The sequence below is a fragment of the Streptomyces sp. MB09-02B genome (assembly GCF_033794485.1).
Taxonomy (GTDB): Bacteria; Actinomycetota; Actinomycetes; order Streptomycetales; family Streptomycetaceae; genus Streptomyces.
Genome location: NZ_JARGEE010000185.1, coordinates 1 through 17,757, shown reverse-complemented (window position 1 = coordinate 17,757; position 17,757 = coordinate 1). Strand labels below are relative to the sequence as shown.

Genomic DNA, 17,757 nt, shown 5'->3' with positions numbered 1-17,757 from the left:
TATTTTTTCCCTTTTTTTTGTGCTCTGGAGTTGGTGATAAGAGAACGCCCTCGTACCGTCCTCGCTGCTCACACCCCCATCCTCCCAAACCCCACTGACAGCCGACGCCCCCGAGAGCACTGCCGGCGGCAGCCGCCGGGGCCCGCCGACAGTGCGGCGGCCCAGGATCGAGGAACGCGACGAGGCCCGGCACCCCGTCCGGGGTGCCGGGCCTCGTCGGAGAACCGGAAGAAGCGCTGAGCCCGTGGGCTCAGAGGCCCGCGGCCTTGCGCAGTTCCTCTACGCGGTCCGTGCGCTCCCAGGTGAACTCGGGGAGTTCGCGGCCGAAGTGACCGTACGCGGCGGTCTGACCGTAGATCGGGCGCAGCAGGTCGAGGTCACGGATGATGGCGGCCGGACGGAGGTCGAAGACCTCGTCGATGGCCTTCTCGATCCGGTCGGTGTCGACCTTGGCGGTGCCGAAGGTCTCCACGAAGAGGCCGACGGGCTCGGCCTTGCCGATCGCGTACGCCACCTGGACCTCGCAGCGCGAGGCGAGGCCGGCCGCGACGACGTTCTTGGCGACCCAGCGCATCGCGTACGCGGCGGAGCGGTCGACCTTGGACGGGTCCTTGCCCGAGAAGGCGCCGCCGCCGTGGCGGGCCATGCCGCCGTACGTGTCGATGATGATCTTGCGGCCGGTGAGGCCGGCGTCGCCCATCGGGCCGCCGATCTCGAAGCGGCCGGTCGGGTTGACCAGCAGACGGTAGCCCTCGGTGTCCAGCTTGATGCCGTCGTCCAGGAGGGCCTTCAGCTCCGGCTCCACCACGAACTCGCGGATGTCCGGGGCGAGCAGGGACTCCAGGTCGATGTCGCTGGCGTGCTGGGAGGAGACGACCACCGTGTCCAGACGGACCGCCTTGTCACCGTCGTACTCGATGGTGACCTGGGTCTTGCCGTCGGGACGGAGGTAGGGGATGGTGCCGTTCTTGCGGACCTCGGACAGGCGCTTCGACAGGCGGTGCGCCAGGAAGATCGGCAGCGGCATCAGCGTCGGCGTCTCGTCCGACGCGTAGCCGAACATCAGACCCTGGTCGCCGGCGCCCTGACGGTCCAGCTCGTCCTCGTCACCCTCGACCCGGTTCTCGTAGGCCGTGTCCACACCCTGCGCGATGTCCGGGGACTGCGCGCCGATCGACACCGACACACCGCAGGAGGCGCCGTCGAAGCCCTTCTTCGACGAGTCGTAGCCGATGTTCAGGATGGTGTCGCGCACCAGCTGGGCGATCGGCGCGTACGCCTTGGTCGTGACCTCTCCGGCCACGTGCACCAGGCCGGTCGTGATGAGCGTCTCCACGGCGACGCGGGACGTGGGGTCCTCGCGCAGGAGCGCATCGAGAATGGCATCGCTGATCTGGTCAGCGATCTTGTCGGGGTGGCCCTCGGTCACGGACTCCGAGGTGAACAGACGACGGGACACAACGCTCCCTGGGGTTGCAGCGGCTGCTGGCTGATCATTGGCGGACGTGCTCGGGGGCTGCGCCCGGCGTCGTCCGAGAACAGTTTATCGGTCGGGCTCGGCCACCGGCCCACCTGTCTCGCCTCTCGGGAGCCCTGTGACCTGCGGCACGTGCATTCTGCCCAATGGCCGTCGCTGTCCGCCAGGGTCGCCACGCCCGAATGTGCGTGGTGCGAGTGGGCCCTGACGTGAATACCACCGTCAGTCGAGTCTGCCGGCCACCAGGTCCCACACCGTTTCGGCCAGGGCTTCCTTGGGGCCGTAGGGCACCGGTGTCTCGCTTCCGTCGGCGCCCAGCACCACGGCCTCGTTCTCCTCGGAGCCGAAGGTCTTGCGCTCCCCCACCTCGTTCACCACCAGCAGATCGCACCCCTTGCGGGTCAGTTTGGCGCGGCCGTTGGCGAGGACGTCGTCGGTCTCGGCGGCGAAGCCGACGATCACCTGGCCGGGGCGCGGACGGTCCGCCGAGATCTCCGCGAGGATGTCCGGATTACGTACCAGGACGATGGGCTCGGGTTCCTGGCCGTCCTTCTTCTTGATCTTGCCGGTGGCGTAGTTCTCCGGGCGGAAGTCCGCCACGGCCGCGGCCATCACCACGACGTCCGCGTCCGGCGCGGCCTTGAGCACCGCCTCGCGCAGCTGCACCGCCGTACCGATCCGCACGACGTCCACCCCTGCGGGGTCCGGCAGTCCGGTGTTGCCCTCGATCAGTGTGACCCGGGCGCCCCGCGCGGCGGCCGTACGGGCGAGGGCGTACCCCTGTTTGCCGGAGGAGCGGTTGCCGAGGAAGCGGACGGGGTCGAGGGGCTCCCGGGTGCCGCCGGCGGTCACCACGACGTGCCGGCCGACGAGGTCGGGCTCGGTGACGCCCCGGGCCAGCACCCGGCGGCACACCTCGAAGATCTCCGCGGGGTCCGGCAGTCGGCCCTTGCCGGTGTCGACGCCGGTCAGCCTGCCCACGGCGGGGTCGATGACCAGGGCGCCGCGGCGGCGGAGCGTCGCCACGTTCTCCTGGGTGGCCGGGTGTTCCCACATCTCGGTGTGCATGGCGGGGGCGAACACGACCGGGCAGCGGGCGGTGAGCAGGGTGTTGGTGAGGAGGTCGTCGGCCAGGCCGTGGGCGGCCTTGGCGAGCATGTCGGCGGTGGCGGGGGCGACGACGACCAGATCTGCCTCCTGCCCGATGCGCACGTGCGGCACCTCGTGCACGCTCTCCCAGACCTCCGTGGAGACGGGGTTGCCGGAGAGCGCGGACCAGGTGGCGGCGCCGACGAAGTGCAGCGCGGAGTCGGTCGGCACGACCCGTACGTCATGACCGGACTCGGTCAGTCGGCGCAGCAGCTCGCACGCCTTGTAGGCGGCGATCCCACCGCTGACCCCCAGAACGACCTTCGGCTTGCCCACCGAACCTCCCCGCACTCGGATGTGTACGCCTTCTGTGTGACGCCTCAATGACACACCACAGGCCCGACAGTCGCACTGCCGGGCCTGTGGAAAAACCTACTGCGATCTGCCGATATGACTTACGCGGGGCCCTCGACGGCCTCGGACGTCAGCAGACCCGCGTTGATCTCGCGCAGGGCGATCGAGAGCGGCTTCTCGTGGACGTGGGTGTCGACGAGGGGACCGACGTACTCGAGGAGGCCCTCGCCGAGCTGCGAGTAGTACGCGTTGATCTGGCGGGCACGCTTGGCCGCGTAGATCACGAGGCTGTACTTCGAGTCGGTGGCCTCGAGGAGCTCGTCGATCGGCGGGTTGATGATGCCCTCGGGCGCGGAGATGGAAGAGGACACGCTCTACCTTCCGATGGATGGGAAAAGATCGGTCGTGATCACAGAAAACGGACAGACGCCGTGATCACACAACATCCATCAAGGCTAGCAGCTCGCGGGCCACGTCCTCGACGGAGGTGTTGACCAGGGTGACGTCGAACTCCGGCTCGGCCGCCAGCTCGATCTTGGCCGCTTCCAGGCGGCGTTCGATCACCTCGGGCGGCTCGGTGCCCCGCCCGGTGAGCCGGCGCACCAGCTCGTCCCAGGAGGGGGGAGCCAGGAAGACCAGCTGGGCGTCCGGCATGGTCTCACGGACCTGCCGCGCGCCCTGGAGGTCGATCTCCAGCAGGACCGGCTCGCCCCGCTCCAGGCGTTCGAGCACGGCGGCCCGGGGGGTGCCGTAGCGGTTGCCGGCGAACTCGGCCCACTCCAGCAGCTCGCTGTTGGCGATCAGCTTGTCCATCTCCTCGTCGGCGACGAAGAAGTAGTGGACTCCGTGCTGCTCGCCGGGGCGCGGCTTGCGGGTCGTCGCCGACACCGAGAGCCACACCTCGGAGTGTGCCTTGCGCATATGGGCGACGACCGTGCTCTTGCCGACCCCGGAGGGGCCGGAGAGCACGGTCAGCCGCGGACGTACGTCCGGGGGCTCGGGGGTCGTCCCCCGGAATGTTGCAGCCATGCAGCGATTATTCCAGCAATCCCGGAGTGCCCGGGACTCCCTTCCCGCCAAGGGGCGGGATCAGGAACCGGTGCTGCCGAACTCACGCTCCAGGGAAGCGATCTGGTTGGAACCGAGGCCGCGTACACGACGGCTCTCGGAGATGCCCAGTCGCTCCATGATCTGCTTGGCGCGGACCTTGCCCACGCCCGGCAGGGACTCGAGCAGGGCGGAGACCTTCATCTTGCCGATGACGTCGTTCTCCTGGCCCTGCTTGATGACCTCGTGCAGGGAGGCGCCGGAGTGCTTGAGTCGATTCTTGACCTCGGCCCGCTCCCGGCGAGCCGCGGCGGCCTTTTCGAGCGCGGCTGCGCGCTGTTCAGGGGTAAGGGGCGGAAGAGCCACGCCTACGTCACCTCGGATGTCGAACTGTCGGATACGGACCGGTGAGGAACCTAGTCGCCCCACACCTGGGGTGCCACGAGCAACACGCTTGCCCGTTCACCCTGCTCGGAGACTAGCGGCCAACTCCGCCGGAGTCAGCGAGAACAGCGGAAAAGTCCTGGTCAGCCTCCATGGAGTCGGACATAAGCCTCAAATCGACCCGGATTTGAGAATGTATTCAGACTCAAGGCGGCCGGGAACCGATCCTCGGCCACTCATCGGAGGTCTCAGGCGGCCGTCGTCGCGGTGCGGATCTCGTCCGCGAAACGATCCGAGGCGTCACGCAGCGCGACGACGTCGCGACCGTGACGAAGGACACCCCGACTGACGTTCGGGACGACGTTGCGCACGGCGGACCCGAACACCGTCGGGAGATCGGCGGGCGTGGCACCCTGCGCGCCGATCCCGGGCGCGAGGAGAGGTCCGTCGATGTTCAGGTCGTACGACGAGAGGTCACCCAGCGTGGCCCCGACGACGGCGCCGAAGGACCCCAGGGGCGCCTCCCCCGCGTTCTCGGCCGCCAGGTGCGCCAGCATCGTCGCACCGACGTTCCGGCCCTCGGGGCGAACCGCGTGCTGCACCTCGCCGCCCTCCGGGTTGGAGGTGAGCGCGAGCACGAACAGTCCGGTCCCGTTCTCGCGCGCCAGCTCCACGGCGGGCTTCAGCGAGCCGTAGCCCAGGTACGGCGAGACCGTCAGCGCGTCCGAGAAGAGGGGCGCGTCCTTGCGCAGGAAGGTCTCGGCGTACGCGGCCATGGTGGAGCCGATGTCGCCGCGCTTGGCGTCCATGACGACCAGCGCGCCGGCTGCCCGCGCCTCCGCCACGGACTTCTCCAGGACGGCGATGCCGCGCGACCCGAAGCGCTCGAAGAACGCGCTCTGCGGCTTCAGGACGGCCACCCGGTCGGCCAGCGCCTCGACGACCGTGCGGCTGAAGTACTCCAGGCCCGCGACGTCGTCGTTCAGGCCCCAGTCGGCGAGGAGGGAGGCGTGCGGGTCGATGCCGACGCAGAGGGGCCCGCGTTCGTCCATGGCTCGCCGCAGGCGGGCGCCGAAGGGCTCGGTCATACCGTCTTCCTCACATCGGCGCCGACCGCGTCGGCGAGGGTGGCGTAGGGGCTCGTGCGCAGGCGGGCCGCGAGGCCCTTGTGCAGGGCGCGCGACCAGAAGGGCCCCTCGTAGATGAAGGCGCTGTAGCCCTGGATCAGGGTGGCGCCCGCCAGGATGCGCTGCCAGGCGTCCTCGGCGTTCTCGATGCCGCCGACGCCCACCAGGGTGATCCGGTCGCCCACACGCGCGTAGAGGCGGCGCAGGACGGCGAGGGAGCGGTCCTTGACCGGGGCGCCGGAGAGACCGCCCGTCTCCTTCACGAGGGAGGGTGCGGAGGTGAGACCGAGTCCCTCGCGCGCGATGGTGGTGTTCGTGGCGATGATCCCGTCCAGGCCCAGCTCCACGGCGAGGTCGGCGACGGCGTCGACGTCCTCGTCGGCGAGGTCCGGCGCGATCTTCACCAGAAGCGGCACCCGGCGGGTGCGGACCGTGCGGTCGGCGGCCTCGCGGACGGCCGTCAGCAGAGGCCGCAGCGCCTCGGTGGCCTGGAGGTTGCGCAGGCCGGGCGTGTTGGGCGAGGAGACGTTCACGACGAGGTAGTCGGCGTACGGGGCGAGGCGCTCGGTGGACTTCACGTAGTCCCCGGCGGCCTCGTCCTCGGGCACGACCTTGGTCTTGCCGATGTTGACGCCCACGACCGTCTTGAAAACGGGGCTGCGGGAGGCCAGGCGGGCCGCGACGGCGAGCGAGCCCTCGTTGTTGAAGCCCATGCGGTTGATCAGGGCGCGGTCGGCGACCAGGCGGAACAGCCGCTTCTTGGGGTTGCCGGGCTGGGCCTCCCCCGTCACCGTGCCGATCTCGACGTGGTCGAAGCCGAGCATCGACATCCCGTCGATGGCGATCGCGTTCTTGTCGAAACCGGCGGCGAGTCCGAAGGGGCCGTGCATCCGCAGCCCGAACGCCTCCGTGCGCAGTTCCTCGTAGCGGGGCGCGAGGGCCGCCGCCAGGAAGGTGCGCAGCACGGGGACGCGGGCGGCGAGGCAGATCCAGCGGAAGGCCAGGTGGTGGGCCTCTTCGGGGTCCATCCGTGTGAAGACCAGACGGAAGAAAAGCTTGTACATGAGTCAGTGTCCTCTTGAAGCCTCGAGAGCCTCATGAAGAGGGGGACACCGTTTCCGGTGTCCCCCTCTTCGGCTGCTAGTCGCGGGCCGCGGTCAGGTGTTCGGCGTGTTCCTGGAGCGAGCGCACGCCCACGTCGCCGTGGTTGAGCGCGTCGATGCCCTGGACGGCTGCCGCGAGGGCCTGCACGGTCGTCAGGCACGGCACGGAGCGGGCCACGGCGGCCGTACGGATGTCGTAGCCGTCGAGGCGGCCGCCGGTGCCGTACGGGGTGTTGACGATGAGGTCGACCTCGCCGTCGTGGATGAGCTGGACGATCGTCTTCTCGCCGTTCGGGCCGGTGCCCTCGGACTGCTTGCGGACGACGGTGGCGTTGATGCCGTTGCGCTTGAGGACCTCGGCCGTGCCGGACGTGGCGAGCAGCTCGAAGCCGTGCGCGACCAGTTCGCGCGCCGGGAAGATCATCGAACGCTTGTCGCGGTTGGCGACCGAGATGAACGCGCGGCCCTTGGTGGGCAGCGGCCCGTACGCGCCGGCCTGCGACTTGGCGTACGCCGTGCCGAAGACGGAGTCGATGCCCATGACCTCGCCGGTGGAGCGCATCTCCGGGCCGAGGATGGTGTCGACGCCCCGGCCGTGGATGTCACGGAAGCGCGACCACGGCATGACGGCCTCCTTGACGGAGATCGGCGCGTCGAGCGGCAGCTCACCGCCGTCCCCGTTGGCCGGCAGCAGCCCCTCCGTCCGCAGCTCGGCGATGGTCGCGCCGAGCGAGATGCGGGCGGCGGCCTTGGCCAGCGGCACCGCGGTCGCCTTCGACGTGAAGGGGACGGTGCGGGAGGCGCGCGGGTTGGCTTCGAGGACGTAGAGGATGTCCCCGGCCATCGCGAACTGGATGTTGATCAGACCGCGCACCCCGACGCCCTTGGCGATGGCCTCGGTGGAGGCGCGCAGGCGCTTGATGTCGAAGCCGCCGAGAGTAATCGGGGGCAGGGCGCACGCCGAGTCGCCGGAGTGGATGCCGGCCTCCTCGATGTGCTCCATCACGCCGCCGAGGTACAGCTCGTGGCCGTCGTACAGGGCGTCGACGTCGATCTCGATGGCGTCGTCGAGGAAACGGTCGACGAGGACCGGCCGGGAGGGGCTGATCTCGGTCGACTCGGCGATGTACGACTCCAGGCGGGTCTCGTCGTAGACGATCTCCATGCCGCGTCCGCCGAGCACGTAGGACGGGCGGACGAGGACCGGGTAGCCGATCTCGTCGGCGATGGCCTTGGCGCCGGCGAAGGTGGTCGCGGTGCCGTGCTTGGGCGCGGGGAGGCCGGCCTCGGCGAGGACGCGTCCGAAGGCGCCGCGGTCCTCGGCGGCGTGGATGGCCTCCGGGGAGGTGCCGACCACGGGGACGCCGTTGTCCTTGAGCGCCTGCGACAGGCCGAGCGGGGTCTGGCCGCCGAGCTGGACGACGACGCCCGCGATCGGGCCGGCCAGCGACTCGGCGTGCACGATCTCCAGCACGTCCTCCAGCGTCAGCGGCTCGAAGTACAGGCGGTCGGAGGTGTCGTAGTCGGTGGAGACGGTCTCCGGGTTGCAGTTGACCATCACGGTCTCGTAGCCCGCGTCGCTCAGCGCGAAGGAGGCGTGGACGCAGGAGTAGTCGAACTCGATGCCCTGGCCGATGCGGTTCGGGCCGGAGCCGAGGATGATCACGGCCGGCTTCTCGCGCGGGGCGACCTCCGACTCCTCGTCGTAGGAGGAGTAGAAGTACGGCGTCCTCGCGGCGAACTCGGCGGCGCAGGTGTCGACCGTCTTGTAGACCGGGCGTACGCCCAGCGCGTGGCGGACCTCGCGTACGACGTCCTCGCGCAGGTCCCGGATCTCGCCGATCTGCTGGTCAGAAAAACCATGGCGCTTGGCCTCGGCGAGCAGCTCGGGGTCGAGCTTCTCGGCGGCGGCCAGCTCGTCGGCGATCTCCTTGATCAGGAAGAGCTGGTCGACGAACCACGGGTCGATCTTGGTGAACTCGAAGACCTCCTCGGGCGTGGCGCCCGCGCGGATGGCCTGCATGACGGTGTTGATGCGGCCGTCGGTGGGCCGGACGGCCTCTTCGAGGAGGGCGGCCTTGTCGCCGAGCTCGCCGACGAAGGTGAACTGGCTGCCCTTCTTCTCCAGCGACCTCAGCGCCTTCTGCAGCGCCTCGGTGAAGTTGCGGCCGATCGCCATGGCCTCGCCGACCGACTTCATGGTGGTGGTCAGGGAGGAGTCGGCGGACGGGAACTTCTCGAAGGCGAACCGGGGGGCCTTCACGACGACGTAGTCCAGCGTCGGCTCGAAGGAGGCCGGGGTCTGCTCGGTGATGTCGTTCGGGATCTCGTCGAGCGTGTAGCCGACAGCCAGCTTGGCGGCGATCTTGGCGATCGGGAAGCCGGTCGCCTTGGATGCGAGGGCCGAGGACCGCGACACGCGCGGGTTCATCTCGATGACGATGACCCGGCCGTCCTCGGGGTTCACCGCGAACTGGATGTTGCAGCCGCCGGTGTCGACGCCGACCTCGCGGATGATCGCGATGCCGACGTCACGCAGCACCTGGTACTCGCGGTCGGTGAGCGTCATCGCGGGCGCGACGGTGATCGAGTCGCCGGTGTGGACGCCCATGGGGTCGAAGTTCTCGATGGAGCAGACGACCACGACGTTGTCGTGCTTGTCGCGCATCAGCTCCAGCTCGTACTCCTTCCAGCCGAGGATGGACTCCTCCAGGAGCACCTCGGTGGTCGGCGAGAGGGTCAGGCCCTGGCCGGCGATGCGGCGCAGCTCCTCCTCGTCGTGCGCGAAGCCGGAGCCGGCGCCGCCCATGGTGAAGGAGGGGCGGACGACGACGGGGTAGCCGCCGAGCGTCTCGACGCCGCCGAGCACGTCGTCCATGGAGTGGCAGATGACCGAGCGGGCGGACTCGCCGTGCCCGATCTTGGCGCGGACGGCCTCGACGACGTCCTTGAAGAGGTCGCGGTCCTCGCCCTTGTTGATGGCCTCGACGTTGGCGCCGATCAGCTCGACGCCGTACTTCTCCAGCGTCCCGGCCTCGTGCAGCGAGATGGCCGTGTTGAGGGCCGTCTGACCGCCGAGGGTGGGCAGGAGGGTGTCCGGGCGCTCCTTGGCGATGATCTTCTCGACGAACTCCGGGGTGATCGGCTCGACGTAGGTGGCGTCGGCGATCTCCGGGTCGGTCATGATCGTCGCCGGGTTGGAGTTGACGAGGATGACGCGCAGGCCCTCGGCCTTGAGCACGCGGCACGCCTGGGTGCCGGAGTAGTCGAACTCGGCGGCCTGGCCGATGACGATCGGGCCGGAGCCGATGACCAGGACGGACTGGATATCGGTGCGCTTAGGCACGCTGGCCCTCCATCAGGGATACGAAGCGGTCGAACAGGTAGGCGGCGTCGTGCGGGCCCGCTGCCGCTTCGGGGTGGTACTGGACGCTGAACGCCGGCCGGTCGAGGAGCTGGAGCCCCTCCACCACGTTGTCGTTGAGGCAGACGTGGGAGACCTCGGCGCGGCCGTAGGGGGTGTCGGAGACCTCGTCGAGCGGGGCGTCGACGGCGAAGCCGTGATTGTGCGCGGTGACCTCGACCTTGCCGGTCGTACGGTCCTGCACCGGCTGGTTGATGCCGCGGTGGCCGTACTTCAGCTTGTAGGTGCCGAAGCCGAGCGCGCGGCCGAGGATCTGGTTGCCGAAGCAGATGCCGAAGAGCGGGGTGCCGCGCTCCAGGACGGCCTGCATGACGGAGACGGGGTGGTCAGCGGTGGAGGGGTCGCCGGGGCCGTTGGAGAAGAACACGCCGTCGGGGTTCACGGCGTACACGTCCTCGGCCGTGGCCGTGGCCGGGAGCACGTGTACCTCGATGCCGCGCTCGGCCATGCGGTGCGGGGTCATGCCCTTGATGCCGAGGTCGACGGCGGCGACGGTGAACTTCTTGGTGCCGATGGCGGGGACGACGTACGTCTCCTTGGTGGCGACCTCGGCGGAGAGGTTCGCGCCCTTCATCTCGGGGGCCTCGCGGACCTCGGTGAGCATGACGCCCTCGTCGGGCAGCGCGTTGCCGGAGAAGATGCCGACGCGCATGGCGCCGCGCTCACGGAGGTGGCGGGTGAGGGCGCGGGTGTCGATGCCGGAGATCCCGACGACGCCCTGGGCGCGCAGCTCGTCGTCCAGGGAGCGCCGGGAGCGCCAGTTGGAGGGCACGCGCGCGGGGTCGCGGACGACGTATCCGGAGACCCAGATCTTCTTCGACTCGGGGTCCTCGTCGTTGACGCCCGTGTTGCCGACGTGCGGGGCGGTCATGACGACGACCTGGCGGTGGTACGACGGGTCGGTGAGGGTCTCCTGATAGCCGGTCATCCCGGTGGAGAACACGGCCTCGCCGAAGGTCACCCCCACGGCCCCGTAGGCACGGCCGCGGAAGATCCGGCCGTCCTCCAGGACGAGTACGGCGGGAACCCTGGTGGCTCCCCGGGTGGAGGTCGTCATCGTGCGCCTTCCGTTTCCGTCTTGTTGATCATCTGGTTCAGGGTCTCGACCCACTCGTTGTGCTCGGCCGCGCGGTCGGAGCGGAACCCGGAGTCGAGCAGCTTGCCGCCGTGCTCCCAGGTGACGACCAGCAGGCCGCCCTCGGTGAGGACCTTGCCGGCGATGCCCTTGTCGAGCCGGGCCTCGTGCAGGGCGTCGACCGGGACGAAGAAGTCCGTCGCCCCCGGGCGTACGACGTCCAGGCCCGCGTCCGTCAGCGTCAGCTCGACCCGGCTGCGGGTGCCCAGGCCGTGCGCCACGATGCGGTCGAGCCACTGCCCGGCGGTGGTGGAGCCGTGGTACCGGCCGCTCATGCTCAGTCTGGCCTCGCCGGGCTCCTCCGGCGAGGTGGGCAGCTCCGGCAGGTCGCTCTGGAGCGTGCCGCGCCACTTCCAGCCCTCGCGCATCAGCCAGTAGACGAGGGCGACGAAGAGGGCGAGTCCGACGACCCAGCCGATGCGTGCGGCCCAGTCGGTGACCTCGGCCGATTCCTTCTCGGCGGCCAGCAGAATTACAGGTGTCACGTGAGCTTCCCGTCGACGAGCGTGGCCTTGCCCCGCAGCCACGTGTGCGTGACACGGCCCGGCAGCTCGCGGCCCTCGTAGGGGGTGTTGCGGCTGCGCGAGGCGAAACCCGCGGGGTCCACGGACCCACGGTATTCCGTGTCGACGAGCGTGAGGTTGGCGGGCTCACCTGCCGAGACGGGACGGCCGTGTCCCTTGGCCTGGCCGATCTTGGCCGGCTTGTACGACATGCGGTCCGCGACGCCCGCCCAGTCGAGCAGACCGGTGGTGACCATCGTCTCCTGGACCACCGACAGGGCGGTCTCCAGGCCGACCATGCCCATGGCGGCGGCGGCCCACTCGCAGTCCTTGTCCTCGTGCGGGTGCGGGGCGTGGTCGGTGGCGACGATGTCGATCGTGCCGTCGGCGAGGGCCTCGCGCAGGGCCAGCACGTCGCGCTCGGTGCGCAGCGGCGGGTTGACCTTGTAGACGGGGTTGTAGGAGCGCACCAGCTCGTCGGTGAGCAGGAGGTGGTGCGGGGTGACCTCTGCGGTGACGTCGATGCCGCGGGACTTGGCCCAGCGGACGATCTCGACGGACCCGGCGGTCGAGAGGTGGCAGATGTGGACGCGGGAGCCGACGTGCTCGGCGAGCAGGACGTCCCGGGCGATGATCGACTCCTCGGCCACCGCCGGCCAGCCGCCGAGGCCCAGCTCGGCGGAGACGATGCCCTCGTTCATCTGGGCGCCCTCGGTGAGGCGCGGCTCCTGCGCGTGCTGGGCGACGACGCCGCCGAAGGCCTTCACGTACTCCAGGGCCCGGCGCATGATCACCGCGTCGTCGACGCACTTGCCGTCGTCCGAGAAGACGGTCACCCCGGCGGCCGACTCGTGCATGGCGCCCAGCTCGGCGAGCTTCTTGCCCTCCAGGCCGACCGTGACGGCGCCGATGGGCTGCACGTCGCAGTAGGCGTGCTCCTGGCCGAGCCGGTAGACCTGCTCGACCACGCCGGCGGTGTCGGCGACGGGGAAGGTGTTGGCCATGGCGAAGACGGCCGTGTAGCCGCCGGAGGCCGCCGCCCGCGTGCCGGTGAGCACGGTCTCGGAGTCCTCGCGGCCGGGCTCGCGCAGATGGGTGTGCAGGTCCACGAGGCCCGGCAGCAGCACCTTGCCCTCGGCCTCGACGACCACCGCGCCCTCGTCCGACAGCCCGGTGCCCACCTCGGCGATGACCTCGCCGTCGATCAGCACGTCCTGCGGCTCGCCGCCCAGCACCTTCGCACCACGGATCAGGATCTTGCTCATGGTCTTACTTCTCCTCGGTGGTGCGGGTGTGGGTGACGGCCGGCTCGTTGCCGCCGAGCAGCAGGTAGAGCACGGCCATCCGGATGGAGACGCCGTTGGCGACCTGCTCGACGACGGTGCAGCGGTCGGAGTCGGCGACCTCGGCGGTGATCTCCATGCCCCGGACCATCGGGCCGGGGTGCATCACGATGGCGTGCTCGGGCATCCGCGCCATGCGCTCGCCGTCGAGGCCGTAGCGCCGCGAGTACTCGCGCTCGGTGGGGAAGAACGCGGCGTTCATCCGCTCCCGCTGCACCCGCAGCATCATCACCGCGTCGGACTTGGCGAGCGTGCTGTCGAGGTCGTAGCTGACCGCGCAGGGCCAGGTCTCGACGCCGACCGGGACCAGGGTGGGCGGGGCGACGAGGGTGACCTCGGCGCCGAGGGTGTGCAGCAGGTCCACGTTGGAGCGGGCGACGCGGCTGTGCAGGACGTCGCCGACGAGCGTGATCCGCTTGCCGGACAGGTCCTGGCCGAGTCCGGCGTCCCGGCCGACGAGGCGGCGGCGCATGGTGAAGGCGTCGAGCAGGGCCTGGGTGGGGTGCTGGTGGGTGCCGTCGCCGGCGTTGATCACGGCGGCGTCGATCCAGCCGGAGGTCGCCAGACGGTACGGCGCCCCCGAGGCGCCGTGCCGGATGACGACGGCGTCGACCCCCATGGCCTCCAGCGTCTGGGCGGTGTCCTTCAGGGACTCGCCCTTCGAGACGCTGGACCCCTTGGCGGTGAAGTTGATGACGTCCGCCGAGAGGCGCTTCTCGGCGGCCTCGAAGGAGATCCGGGTGCGGGTGGAGTCCTCGAAGAAGAGGTTCACGATCGTGCGACCGCGCAGGGTCGGCAGTTTCTTGATCGGCCGGTCGGCGACCCGGGCCATCTCCTCGGCGGTGTCGAGGATCAGGACGGCGTCGTCACGGGTGAGGTCGGCGGCCGAGATGAGATGACGCTGCATCTTTCAGGCTCCGTAAGGCAGTTCGGGAGATTACGGGCAGTCAGGGGCATCGCGAGGGGGCGTACGGCACGGGGCCGCACGCGCGCGCGTGCTACTGCTGGGCGGTCCGCTTAGCACCGAGCAGGACGGTGTCCCGACCGTCCTCCTCGGCGAGCTGGACCTTGACCGTCTCCCGCAGCGACGTGGGGAGGTTCTTGCCGACGTAGTCGGCGCGGATGGGCAGTTCGCGGTGGCCCCGGTCGACGAGGACCGCGAGCTGGACGGCGCGCGGGCGGCCGATGTCGTTCAGCGCGTCGAGCGCCGCGCGAATCGTGCGGCCGGAGAAGAGCACGTCGTCGACGAGGACGACCAGACGGCCGTCGATTCCGTCACCGGGGATCTCGGTGCGGGCCAGCGCACGCGGCGGATGCATGCGCAGGTCGTCGCGGTACATGGTGATGTCGAGCGAGCCGACCGGGATCTTGCGGCCGGTGATCTCCGCGAGCTTGGCGGCGAGCCGCTGGGCGAGGAAGACGCCCCGGGTCGGAATGCCGAGGAGCACCACGTCGTCGGCGCCCTTGGCGCGTTCGACGATCTCGTGGGCGATGCGGGTCAGTACGCGCGCGATGTCGGGGCCTTCGAGAACGGGCCGGGCATCGGACGACTGCTCATTCTGGGGCAGGTCCTGCGGGTCTTGCGTGTCCATACGAAACGGACCTCCTTCTCCGCCTCACGGGACGGACCTTAAAGGACGTCGGATTTGCGCCGTCAACGTTAGCAGGCCCCCGCAACGCCCCTGATCACCCCCCTGGCCCAACGGAACGCGGTTACCACGGAAGAGTCGGTCCGGACCATTCGGCTTGACGGGGCAGAGTCACGCTGCGTAACCTCACAGTGAGTCACCAGCCTTCGTCCGGGGAGCTATATGTCCAGCGAATACGCCAAACAGCTCGGGGCCAAGCTCCGGGCCATCCGCACCCAGCAGGGCCTATCCCTCCACGGTGTCGAGGAGAAGTCCCAGGGACGCTGGAAGGCGGTCGTGGTCGGTTCGTACGAGCGCGGCGACCGCGCCGTCACCGTGCAGCGCCTCGCGGAGCTGGCGGACTTCTACGGGGTCCCTGTGCAGGAGCTGCTTCCTGGTACGACCCCTGGTGGCGCCGCCGAGCCGCCGCCGAAGCTGGTCCTCGATCTGGAGCGCCTGGCCCACGTACCCGCCGAGAAGGCGGGCCCGCTGCAGCGTTACGCGGCGACGATCCAGTCCCAGCGCGGTGACTACAACGGCAAGGTGCTCTCGATCCGCCAGGACGACCTGCGCACACTCGCCGTCATCTACGACCAGTCCCCCTCGGTCCTCACCGAGCAGCTGATCAGCTGGGGCGTCCTCGACGCGGACGCGCGCCGCGCGGTCTCCCACGAGGACAACTGACACCTCGGGCAACACCAGCAGAAACGTGCCGCCGGGGTGACCCGAACCAATCGGTTCGGGTCACCCCGGCGGTTTTCTGTTTCTCGTACGGCGCGTGAACGCCGCGGAACGGGCCCGCGCCCCGACAGGGGCGCGGGGAACTGCGCGACCAGCCACGGACCACCCGCAGCCGACTCCGCACAGCACCCCGACGGCGCTCCCCCGCTCTCCCTGCCTACTCGGCTTCCCGGCGGAGCGAAGGCTTGAGGTCCTTCAACCGACCGAGCAGCCCGTTCACGAACGACGGCGAGTCGTCCGTGGAGAACTCCTTCGCCAGCTGCACCATCTCGTCCAGCACCACCGCGTCCGGCGTGGCGTCGACCCAGATCAGCTCGTACGCGCCGAGCCGCAGGATGTTGCGGTCCACGACCGGCATCCGGTCGAGCGTCCACCCCACCGAGTACTGCGCGATCAACTCGTCGATCCGCTTGGCACGCTCGGCGTACCCCTCGACCAGCTCCATGGTGTATTCGCTGACCGGCGGCTGACGGGTGTCGCTGTGGGCGTGCCGGATCCAGTCCGCGAGGACGGTCAGGACGTCGACCCCGCGCTGGTCGCCCTCGAAGAGGATCTGGAAGGCACGCTTGCGGGCCGTGTTACGGGCAGCCACGGTTAGCTGTTCACCCGGCCGAGGTAGTCGCTGGTGCGGGTGTCGACCTTGATCTTCTCGCCGGTCGTGATGAAGAGCGGCACCTGGATCTGGTGGCCGGTCTCCAGGGTGGCGGGCTTGGTGCCACCGGTGGAGCGGTCGCCCTGGACGCCCGGCTCGGTCTCCTGGATGACGAGCTCGACGGCGGCCGGCAGCTCCACGAAGAGCACCTCGCCCTCGTGCTGTGCGACGGTGGCGGTGAAGCCCTCGATCAGGAAGTTGGCGGCGTCGCCGACGGCCTTGCGGTCGACCATGAGCTGGTCGTAGGTCTCCATGTCCATGAAGACGAAGTACTCGCCGTCCATGTAGGAGAACTGCATGTCGCGCTTGTCGACAGTGGCCGTCTCGACCTTGACGCCGGCGTTGAACGTCTTGTCGACGACCTTGCCGGAGAGCACGTTCTTGAGCTTGGTGCGCACGAAGGCCGGGCCCTTGCCGGGCTTGACGTGCTGGAACTCGACGACGGACCAGAGCTGGCCGCCTTCGAGCTTGAGCACCAGGCCGTTCTTGAGGTCGTTCGTGGAAGCCACGGTTGCGGAATCTCCTGGACTGACGTGGACGACCCCGGGCCACGCGCCCAGCCGATGAGCTAGAGCGCGAGCAGCTCCTTGGTCGTGATGGTGAGTAGCTCGGGTCCGCCGTCCGCCTCGGGGCGTACGACGAGCGTGTCATCGATCCGGACGCCGCCCCTGCCCGGGAGGTGGACCCCCGGTTCGACGGTGACCGGCACGCAAGCGTCCAGTTTACCCATGGCCGCGGGGGCCAATTGCGGGTCCTCGTCGATTTCGAGCCCGACCCCGTGCCCCATCAGCACCGGGAGGCCCTCACCGTGCCCCGCGGAGTCCAGGACCTGGCGGGCGGCCCGGTCCACGGCGCGGTAGGCGGCACCGGGTACGAGTGACTCCCGTCCGGCCCGCTGGGCTGCGAAGACCAGGTCGTACAGCTCGATCTGCCAGTCCGCGGGCGAGGTGCCGATCACGAAGGTACGGCCGATCTCACAGCGGTAGCCGCGATAGGTCGCGCCGAGACAGACGGAGAGGAAGTCGCCCTCCTCGACCCGGCGGTCGGTGGGGACGTGACCGGGGCGGCCGGAGTTCGGGCCGGTGCCGACGGAGGTCGCGAAGGCGGGGCCGTCCGCACCGTGGTCGACGAGTCGGCGCTCCAGTTCGAGGGCGAGATGACGCTCGGTGCGGCCGACGAGGATCGATTCGAGGAGTTCGCCCAGGGCCTGGTCGGCGATCTCCGCGCCGATCCGCAGACAGGAGATCTCCTCCTCGTCCTTGATCACCCTCAGCTGCTCGACCGCCCCACCGAGGTCGGCCAGCCGCAGCCGGGGGGCTACCGAGCGGATCGCCCGGTGGCGGCCCACGGTGAGGTGGTGCTCCTCCACGGCCAGCGACTCGACGCCGAGCGCTGTGGCCAGGTCGGCGGCGGCGACCGCCGGGTCGCCGCCGGGGCTCGGCAGCACATGGACGCGTACGGCGTCGTCGGGGCGGCCCTCGCCGATCTCACCGCTCGGCGGGGCACCGCAGACGAGAAAGTCCTCGCCCCGGCCCAGCAGCAGGACGGCTCCCTTGGGCGCCGCGCCCGCGAGGTAGCGGACGTTGGCCGGACGGGTCACCAGTGCGGTGGTGCTCCCGTTGGAGTGGCAGCGTTCTCTCAGCCGGGCACGGCGGGCCGTGTGGACCTCAGACATGAGCCGAGCGTATGAGCTCCGCTGGACAGCCGCCGGTCGAGCGGGGCCGAGTGGGGGCACTGCGCGGGGTGAGGG

Annotated in this window: 17 protein-coding genes; 1 reads left to right on the top strand and 16 read right to left on the bottom strand. The window is 69.8% G+C overall.

Annotation, left to right across the window (positions count from 1 at the left end):
* Window positions 1-250: 250 nt before the first annotated feature.
* From metK to pyrR, 13 genes are all read right to left on the bottom strand, one after another.
* Complete coding sequence (gene metK / locus P1P70_RS24490) at window positions 251-1,459, bottom strand: methionine adenosyltransferase (RefSeq protein ID WP_086803099.1); 1,209 nt, start codon at window positions 1,457-1,459, stop codon at window positions 251-253.
* A gap of 240 nt (window positions 1,460-1,699) precedes the next feature.
* Complete coding sequence (coaBC, locus tag P1P70_RS24485) at window positions 1,700-2,902, bottom strand: bifunctional phosphopantothenoylcysteine decarboxylase/phosphopantothenate--cysteine ligase CoaBC (RefSeq protein ID WP_319241254.1); 1,203 nt, start codon at window positions 2,900-2,902, stop codon at window positions 1,700-1,702.
* A gap of 119 nt (window positions 2,903-3,021) precedes the next feature.
* A complete protein-coding gene (gene rpoZ / locus P1P70_RS24480; RefSeq protein WP_005485492.1) occupies window positions 3,022-3,291 on the bottom strand; it encodes a DNA-directed RNA polymerase subunit omega in 270 nt (89 codons plus the stop codon).
* Between the two features lie 64 nt (window positions 3,292-3,355).
* Window positions 3,356-3,949 (bottom strand): guanylate kinase, encoded by a 594-nt coding sequence (gene gmk, locus P1P70_RS24475; RefSeq protein WP_319241251.1) that lies wholly within the window; start codon window positions 3,947-3,949, stop codon window positions 3,356-3,358.
* 60 nt (window positions 3,950-4,009) lie between these two features.
* The gene (locus P1P70_RS24470) at window positions 4,010-4,333 is read right to left on the bottom strand and encodes an integration host factor (protein WP_003977346.1); all 324 of its coding nucleotides are present in this window, start codon (window positions 4,331-4,333) and stop codon (window positions 4,010-4,012) included.
* A 266-nt stretch (window positions 4,334-4,599) separates the two neighbouring features.
* Window positions 4,600-5,439: an orotidine-5'-phosphate decarboxylase gene (gene pyrF, locus P1P70_RS24465; RefSeq protein ID WP_319241249.1), complete on the bottom strand. Its 840-nt coding sequence runs from the start codon at window positions 5,437-5,439 to the stop codon at window positions 4,600-4,602.
* The gene (locus tag P1P70_RS24460; RefSeq protein WP_319241247.1) at window positions 5,436-6,542 is read right to left on the bottom strand and encodes a quinone-dependent dihydroorotate dehydrogenase; all 1,107 of its coding nucleotides are present in this window, start codon (window positions 6,540-6,542) and stop codon (window positions 5,436-5,438) included. The genes pyrF and P1P70_RS24460 overlap by 4 nt, the downstream gene beginning before the upstream one ends.
* Before the next feature lie 76 nt (window positions 6,543-6,618).
* Window positions 6,619-9,927, bottom strand: a complete 3,309-nt coding sequence (carB, locus tag P1P70_RS24455; protein WP_319241245.1) for a carbamoyl-phosphate synthase large subunit — start codon at window positions 9,925-9,927, stop codon at window positions 6,619-6,621.
* Window positions 9,920-11,062, bottom strand: a complete 1,143-nt coding sequence (gene carA / locus P1P70_RS24450) for a glutamine-hydrolyzing carbamoyl-phosphate synthase small subunit (RefSeq protein WP_319241243.1) — start codon at window positions 11,060-11,062, stop codon at window positions 9,920-9,922. Before carA ends, carB begins: the two co-directional genes overlap by 8 nt.
* Complete coding sequence (locus tag P1P70_RS24445) at window positions 11,059-11,625, bottom strand: hypothetical protein (protein ID WP_319241241.1); 567 nt, start codon at window positions 11,623-11,625, stop codon at window positions 11,059-11,061. The genes carA and P1P70_RS24445 overlap by 4 nt, the downstream gene beginning before the upstream one ends.
* Window positions 11,622-12,908: a dihydroorotase gene (locus tag P1P70_RS24440; protein ID WP_319241239.1), complete on the bottom strand. Its 1,287-nt coding sequence runs from the start codon at window positions 12,906-12,908 to the stop codon at window positions 11,622-11,624. The genes P1P70_RS24445 and P1P70_RS24440 overlap by 4 nt, the downstream gene beginning before the upstream one ends.
* Window positions 12,909-12,912: 4 nt before the next feature.
* A complete protein-coding gene (locus P1P70_RS24435; protein WP_319241237.1) occupies window positions 12,913-13,893 on the bottom strand; it encodes an aspartate carbamoyltransferase catalytic subunit in 981 nt (326 codons plus the stop codon).
* Window positions 13,894-13,984: 91 nt separating this feature from the next.
* Window positions 13,985-14,578, bottom strand: coding sequence for a bifunctional pyr operon transcriptional regulator/uracil phosphoribosyltransferase PyrR (pyrR, locus tag P1P70_RS24430; protein WP_319241235.1), 594 nt, complete (start codon window positions 14,576-14,578; stop codon window positions 13,985-13,987).
* A 219-nt stretch (window positions 14,579-14,797) separates the two neighbouring features.
* Here pyrR and bldD point away from each other — a divergent pair, with 219 nt between their 5' ends.
* Window positions 14,798-15,298, top strand: a complete 501-nt coding sequence (gene bldD / locus P1P70_RS24425) for a transcriptional regulator BldD (RefSeq protein WP_045557247.1) — start codon at window positions 14,798-14,800, stop codon at window positions 15,296-15,298.
* A gap of 214 nt (window positions 15,299-15,512) precedes the next feature.
* Here bldD and nusB read toward each other — a convergent pair whose 3' ends face one another.
* The 3 genes from nusB to P1P70_RS24410 are packed head-to-tail and all read right to left on the bottom strand — an operon-like array spanning window position 15,513 to window position 17,682.
* Entirely contained in the window at window positions 15,513-15,947 is a 435-nt protein-coding gene (gene nusB, locus P1P70_RS24420) for a transcription antitermination factor NusB (protein ID WP_215450984.1), read from the bottom strand.
* A 2-nt stretch (window positions 15,948-15,949) separates the two neighbouring features.
* Window positions 15,950-16,516 carry an elongation factor P gene (gene efp / locus P1P70_RS24415; protein WP_033532566.1) on the bottom strand — a complete coding sequence of 189 codons (567 nt, stop codon included), beginning with the start codon at window positions 16,514-16,516 and terminating at the stop codon, window positions 15,950-15,952.
* A 59-nt stretch (window positions 16,517-16,575) separates the two neighbouring features.
* Window positions 16,576-17,682 (bottom strand): aminopeptidase P family protein, encoded by a 1,107-nt coding sequence (locus P1P70_RS24410; RefSeq protein WP_319241232.1) that lies wholly within the window; start codon window positions 17,680-17,682, stop codon window positions 16,576-16,578.
* Window positions 17,683-17,757 lie beyond the last annotated feature (75 nt).